The organism is Vibrio jasicida CAIM 1864 = LMG 25398 (assembly GCF_000400365.1).
Lineage (GTDB): Bacteria > Pseudomonadota > Gammaproteobacteria > Enterobacterales > Vibrionaceae > Vibrio > Vibrio jasicida.
Genome location: NZ_BAOG01000082.1, coordinates 16,098 through 34,675 on the forward strand (window position 1 = coordinate 16,098; position 18,578 = coordinate 34,675).

At 45.4% G+C, this 18,578-nt stretch carries 9 protein-coding genes; 7 read left to right on the forward strand and 2 right to left on the reverse strand.

Translation table 11 applies throughout. The features are described from left to right. Positions 1-53 precede the first annotated feature (53 nt). Positions 54-614, forward strand: a complete 561-nt coding sequence (locus VJL_RS20415) for a sugar O-acetyltransferase (RefSeq protein ID WP_038881015.1) — start codon at positions 54-56, stop codon at positions 612-614. 88 nt (positions 615-702) lie between these two features. On the opposite strand, the gene VJL_RS20420 is transcribed toward VJL_RS20415, so the two are convergent. Then, positions 703-1,332: a response regulator gene (locus VJL_RS20420; RefSeq protein ID WP_038870366.1), complete on the reverse strand. Its 630-nt coding sequence runs from the start codon at positions 1,330-1,332 to the stop codon at positions 703-705. Beyond that, the gene (locus VJL_RS20425; protein WP_038870368.1) at positions 1,329-2,723 is read right to left on the reverse strand and encodes a sensor histidine kinase; all 1,395 of its coding nucleotides are present in this window, start codon (positions 2,721-2,723) and stop codon (positions 1,329-1,331) included. Before VJL_RS20425 ends, VJL_RS20420 begins: the two co-directional genes overlap by 4 nt. A 370-nt stretch (positions 2,724-3,093) precedes the next feature. Between VJL_RS20425 and pstS the strand changes: the two genes are divergently transcribed. The 6 genes from pstS to VJL_RS20455 all read left to right on the forward strand — a co-directional run bounded on the left by pstS (position 3,094) and on the right by VJL_RS20455 (position 18,563). Further along, the gene (gene pstS / locus VJL_RS20430; RefSeq protein WP_038881111.1) at positions 3,094-4,128 is read left to right on the forward strand and encodes a phosphate ABC transporter substrate-binding protein PstS; all 1,035 of its coding nucleotides are present in this window, start codon (positions 3,094-3,096) and stop codon (positions 4,126-4,128) included. A gap of 51 nt (positions 4,129-4,179) precedes the next feature. Continuing rightward, positions 4,180-5,109, forward strand: a complete 930-nt coding sequence (gene pstC, locus VJL_RS20435; protein WP_038881017.1) for a phosphate ABC transporter permease subunit PstC — start codon at positions 4,180-4,182, stop codon at positions 5,107-5,109. Next, positions 5,106-5,942 (forward strand): phosphate ABC transporter permease PstA, encoded by an 837-nt coding sequence (gene pstA, locus VJL_RS20440; RefSeq protein WP_038870370.1) that lies wholly within the window; start codon positions 5,106-5,108, stop codon positions 5,940-5,942. The genes pstC and pstA overlap by 4 nt, the downstream gene beginning before the upstream one ends. Further along, positions 5,939-6,799 (forward strand): phosphate ABC transporter ATP-binding protein PstB, encoded by an 861-nt coding sequence (gene pstB, locus VJL_RS20445; protein ID WP_173400285.1) that lies wholly within the window; start codon positions 5,939-5,941, stop codon positions 6,797-6,799. Before pstA ends, pstB begins: the two co-directional genes overlap by 4 nt. A 125-nt stretch (positions 6,800-6,924) precedes the next feature. Then, the gene (locus tag VJL_RS20450) at positions 6,925-7,650 is read left to right on the forward strand and encodes an SDR family NAD(P)-dependent oxidoreductase (protein WP_038881020.1); all 726 of its coding nucleotides are present in this window, start codon (positions 6,925-6,927) and stop codon (positions 7,648-7,650) included. A 440-nt stretch (positions 7,651-8,090) separates the two neighbouring features. Continuing rightward, positions 8,091-18,563, forward strand: coding sequence for a DUF11 domain-containing protein (locus tag VJL_RS20455; protein WP_050568879.1), 10,473 nt, complete (start codon positions 8,091-8,093; stop codon positions 18,561-18,563). Positions 18,564-18,578: the final 15 nt, after the last annotated feature.

Consider the following 18,578-nt stretch of genomic DNA (forward strand, 5'->3'; position numbering starts at 1 on the left):
CGATGTTGTGATGTGTTTTGATTCGTTTTTATTTTGGTGAGATGGCGTGTTCGATGAAGACAGAAAAACAAAAGATGCTGGCTGGTGAGCCATATGATGCTTGGGATCAGGAGCTTTACCAGGCACGTATTGAGTGCAGAAAAGTGCTACAAAAACTCAACAACAGCATCCCAGATACGGACGAATGGCGAAGCGCAATTGATAAACTAATTCCAGACGCTGAAGGTGCATTTTTAGAGCCGCCATTCCGATGTGATTATGGCTCTAACATCAAGTTAGGAAGAAACTTTTACGCGAACTTCAACTGTGTTGTTTTAGACGTCGCAGAAGTACATATTGGTGACAATGTGTTGTTTGCACCCAATGTACAAATATACACAGCAGGCCACCCTTTGGATGTGAAAGGTCGTGTCGAAGAAGGTGTTGAGTTTGGTACGCCAATTACGATTGGTGACAACGTATGGCTGGGCGGTGGTGTTATCGTGTGCCCTGGCGTAACGATCGGTGAAAATTCTGTAATTGGTGCGGGAAGTGTGGTGACAAAAGATGTGCCACCAAATGTGGTTGCTGCTGGCAATCCGTGTAAAGTCATTCGTTCAATTGAACAAAAATAAGCGAAGTAAAATATACAGCCCCGACAAGTAATACATGTGAAATTAGAAAGCCGACATATTGTCGGCTTTATCGTTTTGAATTGGCGCATTAAAGCATACTGGAATGGACTTGCTGCCCTTGTTCCGTGAGCGAGTAAATTCGACCATCTTCTTTGATCACCAACCCACTAATAACGAGTTGTTTGAGGTGGAAGTTGAACTTGGTATGATCTTCTATGCCCACGACTCGGCATAGATCCATAAACTTCATCTTTCGGTGGATTTTGAGTTGTTTAATCACCGAGCGTCGAATTGGGTTTGAGAGAGCGCTGAAGATTTGATCATGTTTACGTTCATCAAGTGGGGATTTCGGAGAGCGTTCTGCATGTACTCGTTTTAGCGTGACGGACAATGCAGCAAGGTTGAATGGTTTAGTAAGAAATTCATCCGCGCCTTTCTTCATGGCATCGACAGCAACATCAACGGTTGCAAATGCTGTCGTGATGATGATTCCTATATTAGGGTGTAAACGTCTTAAGGTCGATAAGGCCTCAATACCTGTCATCCCAGTCATGACAACATCAAACAATGCTAAATCAAAATACTGCTCGGATGCGATATCCAGTGCATCTTCTGCATTGTCGCATGCGATGACGTCAAAAGACTCCAAGGTTAGTGCCTCTACGAGGACTTCTCGCAATTCTACATCATCTTCTGCAAGTAAGAGTTTTAATGTCATTCAATATTCCTTGGTAAGCGGATTTCTACCGTTAAGCCTGTAATATGATCACTCTTTTTCGAGTTCCTCAAGTGTAGCTCGCCGCCGTGTTGTAAGATAATTTGATTACTGATAGCCAATCCCATGCCAGTGCCTTCGCCACGTGGCTTGGTTGTGTAGAAAGGGGTTTTTGCTTTAGCGATCTTATCTTGTGGCATACCTGTCCCCCAATCTGAGATCGAGAGTATCGCGACTAGCTTATCTTGATAGGTTTCAATATACAGTTGTTTATGTTCTTGGCTGGCATCGATAGCGTTGCCGATAATGTTGGTCACCACTTCTTCTAATTGCCCTTCATCGCCCAATACCTGTAAAGATTCGTCTAGTGACTGACTCACCAGGAAGCCTTCTAAGCGGTACTGATTCAGTGACAGTGCATTCTTCAGTACAGTATTGAGACAAACTGCTTTACGCTTTATGGGTTTATGATGAGCGTAATTTAGGACTTCATGGCTGATCTCTGCGGCTCGTTCAAGACCTTGGCGAATTCGTGTTAGGTGGCGATGACTTGCCTCGTTGTCTGGTAAGTGTTTTTCCAACAAATCGCAACTCATCGTTGCACTTGAGAGCGGGGTTTTGATCTCGTGAGCGACCGCAGATGTTAGCTCACCGAGTTCTTTTAATTTTGCGTCTTGTTGTGACTGCTGAATATTACTTTCTAGTTGCTTGTTCTTTTCATCGTCAAAAACTCTGAGAGCAATCCACAATGTACAAAGGATGCAGATCGCACAGATCGTGCGAACCACTAAAACCCACAGTCCCAAATCTGAGGTAAGTACGCCTGCACAGATTCCATATGCAAATAACGAGAGGCCTGTTAACTGGAATGGTAAAGATGCACCGTGTCCTTCTTTCTCGAGGATGTTGGCATAACTCATCATGGCTACACCTGATATCGCACCAGATCCTAAGCCGAATATCCAACGAACTTGGTTTGCTGTGTTGTGAATGTAAATCGCGTATTCATTACTTCCGAACCGAACAATTAAGCTGATAACAAATAAGGTAAGGACGGTGAGTGCGCCATATTTGATGGCTTTTACGTACTTCCAACCCGTCAGATCCAGCATTTTCCATGCGAAAGCGCCAAGCGCAATAAATGAGAACCAGAGTTTGAATACCTTAAAAGTCTCTATCCCCTTGGTAAGCGCGAACTCATGCTCATACATAACTAGATAAAGTTCAGACCATTCGTGAAAGCCATGGATGAAACCGAACATGGCAAGAATAGGTAATGCAGAAGCGATAGCGATACGGCTTTTGCGTAAATCTCGAAAAAGAATGGCAAAAAAGATGGCGAAGAAAGCTAAGCCATAGAAGAGGTAGATCTTGAAGATGAGTAACATGTCCATCATCTGAGTCTAAATGAGTCCTTATCCTTCATCAATATTTAATATTTGCAATCTTATTATGGCGCATTGCATACATATCCTTTTACATCTTCACTTACTTTATAAAAGTCTTGTGAAGTTTTCTTATCATAATTAATTCTGCCGAGATAATTGTTATTCACATTGTGTGGTTTAGTCTCGGTGTTTAATAAAGCTGTCATATTGAATTTCTAATCTGCACCCGTCGATTGGTGAGCACCGATTGATTGTTGGATTTATTTCAATACCTAGTTTTACTTGAACACTAAAACTAATCTGGGCTAATTAAATGTTGCTTTTTTATTAGCCCAACTTCATCGCTAAATTATATCGGAGATATATTGTGAAATTCATGAAATCAGCTCTAGTGTCTTCAGTTCTGGTTACAGCATCATTTGGCGTTGCTGCCAAAACAACGATCAATGGTGCTGGTGCGACATTCCCTCATCCAATTTATGCGAAGTGGGCTGAGCAATACCAAAAGGAAACGGGCGTTCAGATTAACTACCAAGCGATTGGTTCTGGCGGTGGTATCCGTCAGATCACAGCAAACACAGTAGACTTTGGTGCGACAGATGCGCCGTTGACCATTGAAGAGTTGAACAAAGAGGGCATGATTCAGTTCCCAATGGTGATGGGTGCAATTGTTCCTGTAGTAAACATCCCTGGCATCGATGCTGGTGAAGTCAAGCTAACAGGTAAAGTGCTTGCTGACATCTACCTAGGCAACATCAAGAATTGGAATGACTCGGCGATTGCAGCGCTAAACGAAGGCGTGGAGTTACCAAATCAACCTATCTACGTAGTGCACCGTTCGGACGGTTCTGGTACGACTTACAACTTTACTGATTACCTAGACCGCGTAAGCCCCGAATGGCATGAATCTATTGGTGTTGGTAAAGACATCACATGGCCAAAGAAAGCAACAACAATTGGCGGGAACGGTAACGCAGGTGTCGCAAACTTCTTAAACCGAACTCGCGGAGCGATCGGTTATGTGGAATACGCATTTGCTAAGCAAAACGACCTTGCTTACACACAAATGCAATCTAAAGAAGGCAAGTTCCTAAATCCAAGCATGGACACTTTCCAATCAGCTGCAGCTAACGCTGATTGGGAAAATGCACCAGGTTACCACCTGCTACTGAACGACCAGCCAGGTGCTGATTCTTGGCCAATGACGGCTGCTACATTCATCCTAATGCACACAGACCAATCGGATGCGAACAAAGCAAAAGAAATCGTGAAGTTCTTCGAGTGGAGCTATGAGCAAGGTGAGCTTGCGGAAGAGCTAGATTACATCCCAATGCCAAGCAAGGTAGTTAACATGGTTAACGAAACTTGGAAAAATGGTTTGAAATCAGACGGCCAAGCGATTATTAAATAATTAATTAAGTTGTCTGGGGAATATATTTTCCAGACAACTGAATAAAATATTATGACTACATTAGCTATTAAAAATAAAGTAAATGGTGATTCGGTTTTTAATAAATTGAGTTTCGCGAGTGCTTTATTAATCTTTGTGACTCTAATTGGTATTTTATTATCACTCATTGAAGGTGGGTGGCCTGCTTTTAAAGAATTTGGCCCTGGCTTTGTATTTAGAGATATTTGGGATCCTATTAATGGTCAATTTGGTGCTGCCTCTGCAATTTACGGCACACTTGTTACTTCTTTCATCGCCATTGTTATTGCTGCACCTATCGCATTAGGTACGGCAGTGTTCCTCGCTGAACTAGCACCTAAATGGCTAAGTCAGCCAGTGAGTAAGGCCATTGAGCTACTCGCTGCCGTACCAAGCATTATCTATGGTATGTGGGGATTGTTTGTCTTTGTTCCATGGTTCTCTGAAGGGTTCCAAATGTGGGCAGGCATGCATTTAGTTGATATTCCTTTGATCGGTCGCTGGTTTAATGGGCCACCGATTGGCATCGGTTTGTTAGCGGCGGGCATTATCCTTTCATTTATGATTCTGCCAATCATGACGTCATTGACGCGTGACGCACTTAAATCGGTTCCTGATGTTCTTCGTGAAGCGGCGTATGGAACAGGTGCGACACCATTTGAGGTGATCACCAAAGTTCTTATCCCAAAAGTGAAAAATGCAACGGTGAGTGCTGGCATCCTTGGCCTAGGGCGAGCACTTGGCGAAACAATGGCGGTGGCTTTTGTTATCGGTGGTGCGAGTCGTATTGAGTTCTCATTCTTTATGCCAGCGAGCTCAATTTCATCGACGATTGCTCAGCAATTTAACGAAGCGACAGACCCAATTCATATCGCTTCACTTATTGGGCTTGGCGTCGTGCTCTTTATTATCACTTTCTTCGTGATGGGCTTTGCTCGACGTTTACTAAGGAAGTCATCATGAATACTAGAAAATTAAAGAACTTTAGTTTCTTGGCGTTTTGTTCTTTGTCAGCTGCATTCGGTGTCTTTGTTCTTGCCAGTATTTTGTACACGCTTGTCGGTGAAGGTGTGAAGGGCTTGAGTTTGGCTACCTTCACTGAACTGACGCCAGGTCCTGGCAGCCAAGGTGGTTTGAAAAACGCACTAATTGGTAGCTTGATGCTGACTGGTTTGGGCATTTTAATCGCAGCACCGATTGGTGTTCTGGCTGGTACTTGGCTTGCTGAGGCAGATAAAGACAACAAGGTCGCTGAGTCTTTGCGCTTCCTTAACGGCATGCTAATGAGCGCACCATCGATTCTCGTCGGTCTGTTTGTTTACGCTTTGATTGTGGTTCCAACTGGTGGTTACTCGGGTTGGGCGGGGGCAATTGCACTCGCGGTACTTGCATTGCCAGTGATTGTTGCTTCAACAGAAGAGATGCTTCGTCTTGTTCCACCAACACTCAAAGAAGCGGGCAGTGGCGTAGGTGCCCCTAAATGGCGTGTGATAACTCAACTGAGCTACCGAGCTGCGGCACCGGGTATTATTACCGCGATTCTATTGTCTATCGCACGTATCTCGGGTGAAACAGCACCCTTGTTGTTTACCTCGCTAAACAGCAGTTTTATGACCACGGACATGAGCCAACCGATGGCAAACTTGCCAGTAACGATTTACCAGTTCGCGATGAGCCCTTACACATCGTGGCAGGAGCTAGCATGGGCTGGCGCACTGATTATCACGACCTTTATTTTGATTGTTAACGTACTGGCGACCTCGTTGCCGCAGCTATTTAAAGCGAGAAGAGCATGAACACGGCAACTTTAAACCCAGTCACTACAAACAACATGAACGGACCTACTATGAGCACTTTGGTAGACAGCATTAAGACCAACGATGTGACAGCAAATCTGACTCATCGTATGGATATTCAAAACTTAAATTTTTACTACAACAAAGGCTCAGATGCAGCACTAAAATCGGTATCTATGCCGATTTACAAAAACCGTGTGACGGCACTTATTGGCCCATCGGGTTGTGGTAAATCTACGCTTCTTCGTACCTTGAACCGAATTTACGATTTGTATGGTCATCAGTATGCGGAAGGTGAAATCCTGTTGGATGGCGAAAGCATCTTTAACAATACCGATGTTAACGAGCTGCGTTCTAAAGTCGGAATGGTTTTCCAAAAGCCGACACCATTCCCAATGTCGATTTACGAGAACATGGCGTTTGGTCTCAAAATCCAAGGCACGTTTAGCAAAGCAGAAATCAAAGATCGTGTTGAGTCTGCATTAAAACGCGCGCATTTATGGGAAGAGGTGAAAGACAAACTGGATGCCGATGCAAATGGCTTGTCGGGTGGTCAGCAGCAGCGTTTATGTATCGCTCGTACGATCGCTCTAGAGCCGGAAGTAATCTTGATGGATGAACCCACTTCTGCGCTTGACCCAATTGCGACTGCAGCGATTGAAACCTTGATTACTGAATTGCGCGAGAAATACACCATTGTTATCGTTACGCATAACATGCAGCAAGCGATGCGTATCTCTGATTACACCGGTTTTATGTACCTCGGTAAGTTAGAAGAGTATGGCACGACCGATAAAATTTTCCACTGCCCAGATAATGATCGTACTAAGCGATACATCTCTGGTGATTTTGGATAACGAATAACAACAATAGTGGCTGTTGACTCAGCACTTTTTGGGCACGATTTTGCGAGAATCGTGCCTATTTTTTTGTGCGTTTGGGCTCTAAAATTGGGGTTATTAAAAACAATTAAGAACTCTGTATGTATAAAGATAAAGTGGTCGTGATTACTGGCGGTAGCCAAGGTATCGGTCAACACCTTGCTCTTGCCTACCTTGAGCAACAAGCAAAAGTTATCGTGCTAGACATTGCGCCCAATAAGAATCCAGGTATGGATTTTCACCTCGTTGATTTAGGGCGACCAGAGCAGATTGAACAGGCTTTTGATGAGATCCAAGGAAAGTACGGCAAAGTCGATGTTCTCATCAACAATGGTGCGATCGCCAACTTTAACAAACCCATTCAACAGCTGACTTTTGAAGAGTTTTCACGTGTGATTGACGTTAACCTCAAAGGCGCGTTTGCTTGTTCCCGACGATTTATCGCATTGAATCATGCTCAGCCTTATGGACGAATCATCAATATTGCCTCTACGCGCTGGAATCAAAATGAATCAGGTTGGGATGCTTACGGCGCATCTAAAGGTGGTGTGGTCTCTATGACACAATCGATGGCCATTTCGTTGTCAGATACACCAATTACCGTCAACGCGGTTAGCCCCGGTTGGATTCAGGTTGAAGGGTATGGTGAGCTTGATAGCTTTGACCATCAGCAGCATCCATCAGGTCGAGTAGGGAAAGCCAAAGATATTGTTAATGCGTGTCTTTTTTTAACGCACCCAGAGAATGACTTCGTTAACGGCCATAACTTGGTCGTTGATGGTGGAATGAGTAAAAAAATGATTTACCAAGACAGTTTTCTAGATTAAGAAAAGCCCCATCTCTATCGACTAGGAATGTTCTGCAATAGCGCGTTCCTAGTCTTTCATGTCAACAAAAATTTCCCTTTCTGATTTAAATTGATTCCTTATTGACCGATTTTATAAGTTTTTATCAACTAAAGAGTTATAAAATCATTGGTTCTGATTTGGCGAGTTGTAGCGATATATCAATGCTTTGAATGCTACCCCCCTTAAATCCTGCCTTACATATTGTTTTTCTTCATGGTCGTAATAGGCATTTAAAAAACTCTTCGCTCGAAAGATGCCGACTGTAATCGCACTCGCTTCGCTAAACTTTTCTGCTGATTAATTCGCCTTGATTGATCTTAATTCTCCTTAACTAGCTGATTTGGATAGTAGAAGTAAACATGTCGAAAGATTTTAGTCGTTTGATTCGCACCCTCGGTGGTACGTTTTTGTCGTTCCTAATGGTATTGATTGCTATGCCTGCGAAAGCGGATATAGCTGGGCTTGATGTCCAGTTGTCACCGGTAAGTGGCCAATACGATAACGGCAGTCAGATTGAATATACATTGACCTTAACCAACACCTCTGGTTCCACACTTTCCGGGTTAGAGGTCAATGATGAGATCATGAATATCATGACTTCCGGTGATTCCGGCGGTTCAGTGAATGCATTTGAAAGCGCAGAGATCTCCGCGTCCGCTTCTTTTTTATCTTCTGCTGGTGACTACGACAGAAATGGCAACCTAACTGCCACTGATGTTCGAATTCGCAATAACGGCACGGTTTCTTACACCATCAAAGCAACCGTTTCTGAGCAGGCAGCTGGCGATATTGGCAACGTTGCCAATGTTCGCTCTGGTGCGCTTTCACGAGAAGACTCAAACACAACTACCCACCAGAGAGTGGTGTATGAACACAGCATCGATCTTTCTGCGTCGGTTGATAAATATGGCACAGGGCAAGCTCTGGTTTACACCCTAAAAGTATCAAATACAGGCTCTGCAAAAATCCAAGGTATGACTGTTACCGACCTTGTGGCAGATATTGAGGCCGAAGACATCAATGGTGCAATGATTTCAGCCTTTACGTCTGTCTCAAACAGTTCTTCTACTTCGGTTTCAGGGAGTAATGCGGGGACGTTCTCAACAAGCGGCAACTTGGATGCGAAGGATGTATCTATCGCAGTTGGTGGTTCGGTCACTTATACCATTCGAGGTCAAATCGATTCAACGTTGGTCGGCGACATCATCAATGACAGCGCTGAAGCAAAAACACGTGACGACAACCAATCAGCTGGTGGTATCACAACGCCGCCTAAAGACGCTGATGTTACACTCTCGCACTCGCTAAACAAAACGGACGATTATCTCGTTAGCGAAGATTTCTCATACACCATCACAGTGCGTAACGCTTCTGGTGCAGGTATCGCTCACAACTACACTGTTCAGCAGTTGATGGACTCGTTGAAGTCGGATCTAGGCAACGACATCAGTAACGACAAAAATGCCGACGACACAACGGGTAACCCGTACTCGACTTGGACCAATGAAGTAGTATCGATTGGCTCGAACAGCCTTTCTGAGCTACAAGCATCGGGCAAGCAAACCGACAAATCACTCGACGATAAAGTGTCTATCTACCCTGGTGAAGAGATCGTTTATTCCATTGTGGTGCATGCAAGTCCCGTTTCTATCGGTAAGATCCCTCAGTTGGAGGCGAAAGTTCTTAACGATGAAGGCGGCGCTGATTCAGCTGGCGTGCTTGCAAATACGCTAAACACGGAAGATGTTCTCGATTCATCATCGAGCCAAATTAAACGCAACAAGCTAACCAAAGACACGACGTATGTGCCAGGTGTTTCTGGTGAGAATGAAGTGGTTTACGACATCGAAATCTCGAACGCGGATTCAAAATACTTTGCCAATGATGTCATCGTGTTAGATAAGTTTGCGTGTAACGTCACTGAGCAAGTTGATGGTTCGTCTGGATCTGCTTTTTCTGAATGGAAACTTGAAGTCGCGGATAGCCGTGGCGAAGGCTCTAACTACGGCTCTTTTGATTATGGCGCTTGGACCACCGACGATATTGACCTAAAAGTCGATTTGGCTCCTGAAGGTTATGTTCGTTACAAGTTGACGGCAAGAGTGGCGGACGACAGTGTAGGTCAGATTGTTGATGATGGCACAGATGCGGGACTTTGTTTGGGGGATAACCTAGGCGAAATTGGTTCTGGTGTTCAAATGCCAAACTCAAACTTAAAAGTTCAAAAAGAAGTAGACTCTCGCTACTACTCGTCGGGTAGCACCCTAAACTACACCATCACAGTAGAAAACAGCGGTGAAGGATACGCGATCGATGTACCTGTTTATGATGATCTGGCTTCTGTAACCACTACTTCTATCAACGGTACATCAACTAAAGCCTACGTAAGTTGGGTGGTAACGGCGACCTCTTACGATGAGGATGGCAATGTTTCCACAAACAGTAAGCCGGGTTTTACGGGCGAAATTGCAGGTAATCAGAGCAATAAGAACATCCTAGATGTAAGTGCGACGGTTGCCCCTAAAGAAACCATCATTTATTCGATTGCTGCAGTAGTTAATCCAATTGCGGATGATGAAATCCGAAACGAAGTTGAAGTGGATGGCAAGCTTTATTCGGATCGAGGCTCTTACCCTCGTGATTACTACCTAGTGTTGGATAAGCGCGTAGATGGGAATGATGAACAAAACTGGTACACCAACACGACTAATGAAGTGACTTATACCATCAGTGTGACTAACCCTGAAGGCAATGGTTTTGCTTCCAATATCGAAATTAAAGACGACATCAGCGCAATAGAGGCAGAACTGCTGGAGCCTGCTGGTGCGATGAAGAAAGTCTTTACCTCGTGGACTATTTCAGCAGATATTGAGGCGGATTCGCCTTGGTTAAAAGTCGCCGCTGACGCCGGAGACTTTTCTGATAACAACGATCTTGATGTTATTGCTCAAATCCCACCGGGTGTAACCATCAAATATACCATTGTTGGTACTCTTGATCGCAGTGTTGATTCTGAGATCCTGTGGGGATCGTTCTCTAACACAGCAACCGTCAAGTCGACTGACGCAGAAGATAACATCAATCTAGCGGATTCAGTCTCGACGCATCCAAACGAGCCAAATCTTGTTGTGGCGAAAACCGCTCAAAACACCGATTTTATTGTTGGTGAGCGTGCAACGTTTGACATCTACATCTACAACCGTGGAGTGGGTTACGCCAATGATGCAACCGTTAAGGATGACATCGAAGCGCTGAACTTCTTCTCGAGCTGGTCTATAACAGGTTCAACAAACACCGATGAGCAAGGCTCACGCTACGGTGACGTTTCAGACAACGAAAACATCGATACTGACGTTGATATCACTCCGGGAGGGTGGGTGCATTATGAAGTGTCTGGTATCGTCAAAAATGATTATCCACACGACCAAGTTTCAAACCGTGTTGATGTTTATGACCCATTGACGGACCGCGACCACAGTTCTTCTGCTCAAATCGACAATAAAGACAGCGCGTTTGATATCAATGTCTCAATTACAAAGACGACAGATGTCGTTCGTTATACGCCTGGTGAGTACCTTGAATATACGATTTTGGTTAAGAACAGTGATGAAGAAAATGTGGCAGAGGTGGAGCTTAGAGATGAACTCTCTAAGGTTTTTACAACGCTTGCTAATGACAAAGATGGTTATGTCGAAGATGTTGCAACTCAACAAGCCTTTGAACACTGGTTAGTTGATACTGGCAGCGGTTATGGAAGTGAATCGACTAATGATGTAAGAGTTCCTTTATCTCTTGCTCCTACTGAGTTGAAGACGATAAAGATCAAAGCTCTAGTCAAAGATAATGCGGTCTCTAATGGCGTGGAAGCTGGCAATCTAAATGTTATTCGAAATGAAGCTTTACTGCTCGATATGCGAGATTCTGGTTGTACGACCGATTGTGAGTATTTCAAACGTGCCGTTGCTGAAAACCATCAGGTTTACAACAATGGTGATGTTTTCCGTACCACTAACATCAACCGTTACTCTCCTGGTGATGAGCTGATCTACACCTTCAAGTACACCTCACAAGATGGTAAAGGCTACCGTAATAACGTTGATGTGAATGAATTGATTAATGGTATTTCAGTTCAATTGCAAGATGGCTCAACGGGCAACCCGTTCTATGATCCGACGACAAAGACTAATCAGTTCAGCGTAAGTGTAGAGAAAAGTGATCTTGCGAATGCGGGCACTACAGATGGTACTAAAGACGGTAAGGTCGCTGACAACAATGACATTGTGACCACGATTGATATCGATGAAGGAGAAGATGTCACGTACACCGTGAAAGGGATGATTCGTCCCGATGCGGTGGGTGATATCAGCTATCGTGACACCATTGTTATTCCGAATGATTATCACCTGAATTTTGACAAAATCACTGATGAAACGGTTTACGAGCCGGGTAAAACGGTTACGTATCGTTTGATCATCGAGAATGACGGTAAAGCCAATGCCGATGACATTCCTATTGTCGATAATCTTGAGGATATCACGGTAGATCTCGTTGATGGCAGTACAGGTGATGCATACGTTACTTGGGACATTACCTCAAAGGCGACCGGTGACAATAAAGAGTACGTCGACGCAGGCGCAGGTGCTGGCAATGTTTATACCTCCAGCGACAGTAACCTAGACGTATTGGCTGATATTCCAATGGGGGCAACCTTGGAATATGAAGTGGTTGCGACTGTTAATGACAAAGCGCAAGGCGAAATCGTCAACTTGTTAAAGGTTGATGGCGACAGTATTGCTCACAGTATTAAGCAGACTGTAAACAAAGTTGAGTACGAGAAAAATATTCTAGCTTTCTATGATGTAGATAGAAACAAGCTAACTGGTGCAACTCACTACATGCCAGGTGGTTACGTTGAGTATGAAATTCTGATCGAAAACATTGCCGAGGCTCATGTCGATGATATGAGCCTACGTGATGACATTGATGAAATTATGACGGACTACTATGACGGTAGTCGAGGCCCTACATTTGTTGAGTGGACGATTACGACAGATACCGATCGTTCTGGTATCTCTGATCCAGATGTAGATGGTGCCATTGTCACAGGCACACCTATTACAGATCCTATCAATACTCACGTCGATATTGCAGCCAAAGACTTCGGCGGTTTCTTAACTACGCCTCATGTCCGCTATGTGATTCTTGCGAAGATCAACCCAAAAGCGGTAGGTACGTTTACTAACCGAGCGTTTATTGATGAAGATGATGGCAACAAGCTAATTGCGGTGTCTCCTCCAGCGTCAATGGCTGATCCGGAAATCAGCTTCAATAAGAAAGCCTTCTCTGATGCTGGATTCGGTACAGAGAAAACGACTTACTCGCAAGCATCGGGTGAGAGTGAGGTTTACTACCGTATTCAGCTGAAAAACAACGGCTATGGCACCGAGTATGGCTCTCATATAAAAGACACCATCTCAGCGATTCAAACCCGTATTGCGGAAGATAATTCGACGGCGGGTGGCGATCCTGTCGGCCAACCATTTAATGCGGGTTGGGAAGTGAGTTTGGCGAAAGATGCAGCACCAGACTCGATTACCGAGGCAGTTGGTTTTGTCGATGGTTCTCGTATTGATATCGACAATGACATTGTTATCGCTCCTCAGGAATCATTGACGTTCACCATCCATGGCACCATCCGTGAAGATGCGTTGGGAGATATTCAAAACACCGCGAACTACGATGGCAAAAACCGCACGGCTACATTGCTGCCTTTGGCGAACAACATCAATGTGGAAAAACGCGTCGTGTCTATTAATGGTACGCCTTTCACCTCAGGAGATACTTACATTCCGGGTGACGAAGTGGAGTACGAGTTCGTCGTTACTAACCCAGAAAACGGGTGGGCGAACGATGTGCGTATTCAAGATACGGTGACCGATATTGGTGTTGAAGTTATTGGCGGTACAACCAAACCGGCGTATGCCTCTGGTGATATCAGCCATACGGTGAGTAATGGAATCGACGCGAACATTGATACCTATGTTCCGGGTTACAGCGTAGCCGGCAATCTCGATATCGAAGTGGATATTGCAGCTGGCGAAGCGTTGACCTTTAACCTGACAGGTACAGTGAGAGACGACGCGCTGGGTGAGATTGAAGCGAACCGAGTGACCGCTGATAGTAAGTCGGATTCGTCGGAACCTATTCCACCTAAGCCTTCAGAAATCAACTACTTCAAGACGCTAGAGTACACCGATGGCGATTCCGCGAGTTGTTCGGTTCCTTCTAGTGATGGCAGTGGCTGTACTTATGCTCCTCGCGGTGATGTTGAGTATCAAGTCACCCTTGAAAACACGGGCGACAGCATCGCTAATGACGTTCGTGTTATCGATGCCATCAACAATATTAATACTTCAGATGGCACAGCAGCATTTACGCAATGGTCAACGTCGATCGCAGTTGAGCCGGCGGGAACCTACGACGTCCAGGGTAACTACAACGGTAACGTACCATTGAATGCCACAGTAGACCTTCGACCTGGAGAACACATTGTTTTTGATGTGAAAGGGACGGTGGCTGCTTCTGCGACAGGTTCAATAACCAATATTGCACAAGTCAATGGCGACAACACGAACGATATTGTTCTGGAAGCTGGCCGATCTCAGTACTTAATCGATAAATGGACCGATACTCCTCAATATGTACCGGGGGGCACAGTTAACTACTACATCGATATTACCAATGACGATGTAAGTACCGGCTTTTTTGGTCTGCTGGATGACATTAACAGTTTTGAAGTTGAAACAGTTGATGGCTCTATGAAGCCTGCTCTAGAAGAATGGACTCTGGATTATGAAGTGTTGTTTGATTCTGCACCTTCAGATCCTGCGGCAAATGATTTCTCCGAGCTAGATAAGCTCGTTGGTGTAACCAACCCGGATATCAATATTCCAGCGGGCTCAATAAAAATGGCAGGACGTGATGATGCAGGTACTGGTGGTGGTGATAAATACACCGTCATTCGTATCCACATACGAGGTAAAGTTCGTGATGATGCCGTAGGTCGTTTTACCAATACCGCTTTCCTTCTTTATGGTCTGGGTAGTAAACGAGCGAAGCTAACACAAGGCTACATCACACCAAAACCGGGCCAATTGGAACTGACAAAAGAGACGACACCGATTGCGGAGCCAGATGCGAAATACCAACCGGGTCAGCCTGTTGCGTACAAAATCACGTTAACTAACGTCGGTGAAGGTTACTTGGTAGACCAAGTGCTGGTGGATCGCATCGATACCATTATGACTGATGTGGCGAACAGTACCGACAAAGCACAAGCCTTTACGGGTAAATGGGTGATCAGTGATGAAGTACTGGGTGGTAGTGGCGATCCTTTGCTGAACGCTCGTAAAAACGTGATCGATACCGATCAGGGTTATAGTGCGACTTACAGTATCCATCCTGGCGATAGTTACTCTTTCGTTGTAACGAATACCGTCAACGACAAGGCCAAAGGCAACATCACTAACCTAGTTAAAGTGGACAGTGATGGCACAGACTACACAGCGGAAGCGACGTATTTGCCTGAAGACGCACAAGTCACGTTGGCGAAAGAAGTCGACAAGCTTGAATACCTACCGGGTGATACGCTGACTTATACCGTGACGGTTAAGAACAACGGCTTAGGCTGGGCGGAAGCCGTCGAGATTGAAGACACATTGAAGTCGATTGAAACGACACTTGCTGGCGGTACCACAGGAAAAGCGTTTGACCCAAGTTCAATTCAGATTTCAGCGGTCTCAACAACGGGTGAAACACCAGTTCCAGCACCAACAACAGGTGAAGATCTGAAAGAGACGCTGGATATCGCTCCTGAAGATACGATCGTTTATACCATTCAAGCGACAACGGTAGCCAATGCGACGGGTGACATCACCAATACAGCGAGTACAACGTTTGAAGGGAATACAACAGAAAAAAGCGCAATCAGTACACCGATCCTCGCGACGGTATCCATCGACAAATCGGTAGACACGCCAACCTATGAAGTGACGAAGCTGATCAACTACGACATTACGGTGAGTAACACGTCATTGGCGTTTGCTTCTGGTGTTGAACTGAAAGACATCATCAGCGACATTGATGTTGACACCACCAGTGGTAATAAAGAATCGGCGTTTATGTTGTGGGAAGTGACGTACGAATCATCGGATGAACGCACGGTTGTGGCACCAAAAACGTTTGAGCTGAGCGACGATATTAATGCAACCATGGATATTGCGCCTGAGAGTACCGTGACCTTCCGTGTGAAAGCGCTGATCCGTACCACAGCGATTGGTGAGATCAGCAACACTGCAACCGTCACTTACAACGGTGTTTCTCAAGATTCAACAGCGATTATGCTGCCGATGGATCCCGATTTTGTTGCCACCAAAACAAACGTTCAAACCGAATACGAACCTGGTGAAGAGTTAGAGTTCTTGATCACTATCGAGAACACCTCGAATAACTACATCACTGATTTGAGCGTGATGGATGACATGTCGTCTATCCAAGTTGGTTATTACGATGGTACGACAGGCCCTGCGTTTGTTGATGGTTCAACATCGCTTGAGGTTGAATCACAAACCATAGGCAGCAATGTCGAATCGGTCAGCTCAACAGAATACAGCGTGGATATTGCACCAAAAGGTAAGGTGGTATTCCGCGCGAAAGGCACAGTTGTGGATTCAGCGACCGGGGCCATTGTGAACACCGCGCAAGTCGATGGTGGTGATGTGATCAGCCCTCCTGTTCAGAGTGTGAGTGCGGTTGTGCAAGCTGAGCTTTACACCGACGCACCACATTACGTGCCGGGTGAAAAAGTGGAATATCACCTAGTGATTGAAAACATTGGACGCGGTATTGCGAAGAACGTTGCTATCTATACCCAGTTCAGTGAATCCATGGGTGATTACATCGATGGTTCTCGTGACAAAGCCTTTGATGATTGGACGCTAACGGCCGATTGGCAGGGTGCTGAAACTCAGCCGGGCGATTATGAAGACGATAAAGATTTGTTCACCATCGTTGATATCGCACCGGGCGGTAAGATTGATTACACCTTCACGTTGACCGTCAATGAAGACATGCTGACTAACATTGATGTGCTCGGTTACTACTTAGATCTGACGTGGAATCCGGCTGCAATGGCGCGCTCAAAAGGCATGATGCCGTCGCCAACCTCAGTGCAGGGCTCTGCAGACCAAGTCGCAGCATTGGATTTACCGCCTGTTCCTGCTGAGCTTGTGGTCGAGAAGCGTTCTGATAAGCCGGAATACACACCGGATGATGATTCCGTGACTTACTACTTGGCCGTGACGAACCAAGGTGATGGTAACGCAGCCAATGTTCGTCTAACCGATGAAATCAGTGAGCTGCAAAATGAAGCGGGCAACAAAGTCTTCACCGACTGGACCATTGAAGGTGTCGAAGTAGACGACAGCGGCAGCGTGATTGACCGCCATACCTTCCCAGCAAGCGAAGATTTGGATTTGATGGTCAACCTTAAGTCGAAAAAACGTAATGCGTTTGCCTTTGAAGTGGTGGGCACACTAGGTAAAGGCTTGGATGACGACATCACCAACACCTTTACTGCGACAGAAACCGACGGTACACAAACCAGTGACAGCGTGACCACGCACATCAAGAAGATCCCAGATAACAGTGGTGAACTTCTGCTAACAAAAGCGGCGTTGCAAGACACCGCACAGGTGGGCGATGCCGTGGAATACGAAGTCATTGTAGAAAACAACAACGAATCGTACTTCAAAAACGTCACCGTGGAAGACCGTTACCCTGGCGGCTTCAAGTACATCCTTGATACATCGGAAGTGGTGTTGAGTGGTCCAGATGGTGAGTTTGGTAATGAAGACGACCGAGTGTTGACGATTGAACCATCAGACACGGGCAAGCTGCTGTTTACCTCATTGAACTTCGACCCGGGCGAGAAGCTACGTATTCGTTATCTACTGCGAGTTTCCGTGGGCGCGACGTTTGGTGACTACATCAACACCGCGGTATCGAAAGTCGATGGCCTTGCGGTGTCGAACGAAGACAGTGCCAAAGTAACCGTAGAGCCGGACAAGGTATTCGATACCTCATCCATCATCGGTAAGGTGTTTGAAGACCACAACAAAGACGGTTTCCAAGCAGACGCGACGGCATTTGATGTGGAATTGATTGCCAACTTGCCTACACAGGACTACATCGCTGGCTCTACAATCGTCGTCCGCGATGGGAAAGAGCTGTCGGTTGAGGATGAGCAAGACAATGGTCAAGTGATTTCAGCCGTGCAAGAAGGTGTTGAATTGGGTGACCTTTGGGGCCACTCGATAAACCGCACCATCTCTGAAACAAAATCTGTCGCTATTCAATTCAAAACACGTACTCGTGAGAGTTTTGATTTTACCGTCACATCGGACGGTGGTTCACGCATCGAATTTGATGCGCAAGGCCAAATCAAGTTTGCTCATGAATCGGACAAAAAGAACGGCCTAAGTGCAGAGAATCTTAACGTCACAAGAAACCTCTATCGACATGGCGATGCCTACTTGTGGGAAATCGTGATTGAGAACAAAGGGGTTTATGAAGACGGGATACCAGGTGTCAAGCTGATGACGGTGGAAGGCATCGTCATTCATACAGACCAATACGGACGCTACCACGTGCCCGACCAATGGGTGCTGAATAAGAAAGGGAAAAACTTCCTTGTGAAGTTAGACACTGACTCGTTACCGACTTCTATGGAAGTGGTGAGCGAAAACCCGAAAGTGTTGCGAATTACCCCGAATAAGCTCACGAAGTTTAACTTCAGTGTTCATCGCAAAGCGAAAGACACCGAGCAAGAGTAGTGAGTGATTGGAGCC

What these genes read in the sequence shown, in the direction of transcription:
- VJL_RS20415 (WP_038881015.1), top strand. Translation starts at nt 54, where the DNA reads ATGAAGACAGAAAAACAAAAGATGCTGGCTGGTGAGCCATATGATGCT.
- VJL_RS20420 (WP_038870366.1), bottom strand. Translation starts at nt 1,332, where the DNA reads ATGACATTAAAACTCTTACTTGCAGAAGATGATGTAGAATTGCGAGAA.
- VJL_RS20425 (WP_038870368.1), bottom strand. Translation starts at nt 2,723, where the DNA reads ATGGACATGTTACTCATCTTCAAGATCTACCTCTTCTATGGCTTAGCT.
- pstS (WP_038881111.1), top strand. Translation starts at nt 3,094, where the DNA reads ATGAAATCAGCTCTAGTGTCTTCAGTTCTGGTTACAGCATCATTTGGC.
- pstC (WP_038881017.1), top strand. Translation starts at nt 4,180, where the DNA reads ATGACTACATTAGCTATTAAAAATAAAGTAAATGGTGATTCGGTTTTT.
- pstA (WP_038870370.1), top strand. Translation starts at nt 5,106, where the DNA reads ATGAATACTAGAAAATTAAAGAACTTTAGTTTCTTGGCGTTTTGTTCT.
- pstB (WP_173400285.1), top strand. Translation starts at nt 5,939, where the DNA reads ATGAACACGGCAACTTTAAACCCAGTCACTACAAACAACATGAACGGA.
- VJL_RS20450 (WP_038881020.1), top strand. Translation starts at nt 6,925, where the DNA reads ATGTATAAAGATAAAGTGGTCGTGATTACTGGCGGTAGCCAAGGTATC.
- VJL_RS20455 (WP_050568879.1), top strand. Translation starts at nt 8,091, where the DNA reads ATGGTATTGATTGCTATGCCTGCGAAAGCGGATATAGCTGGGCTTGAT.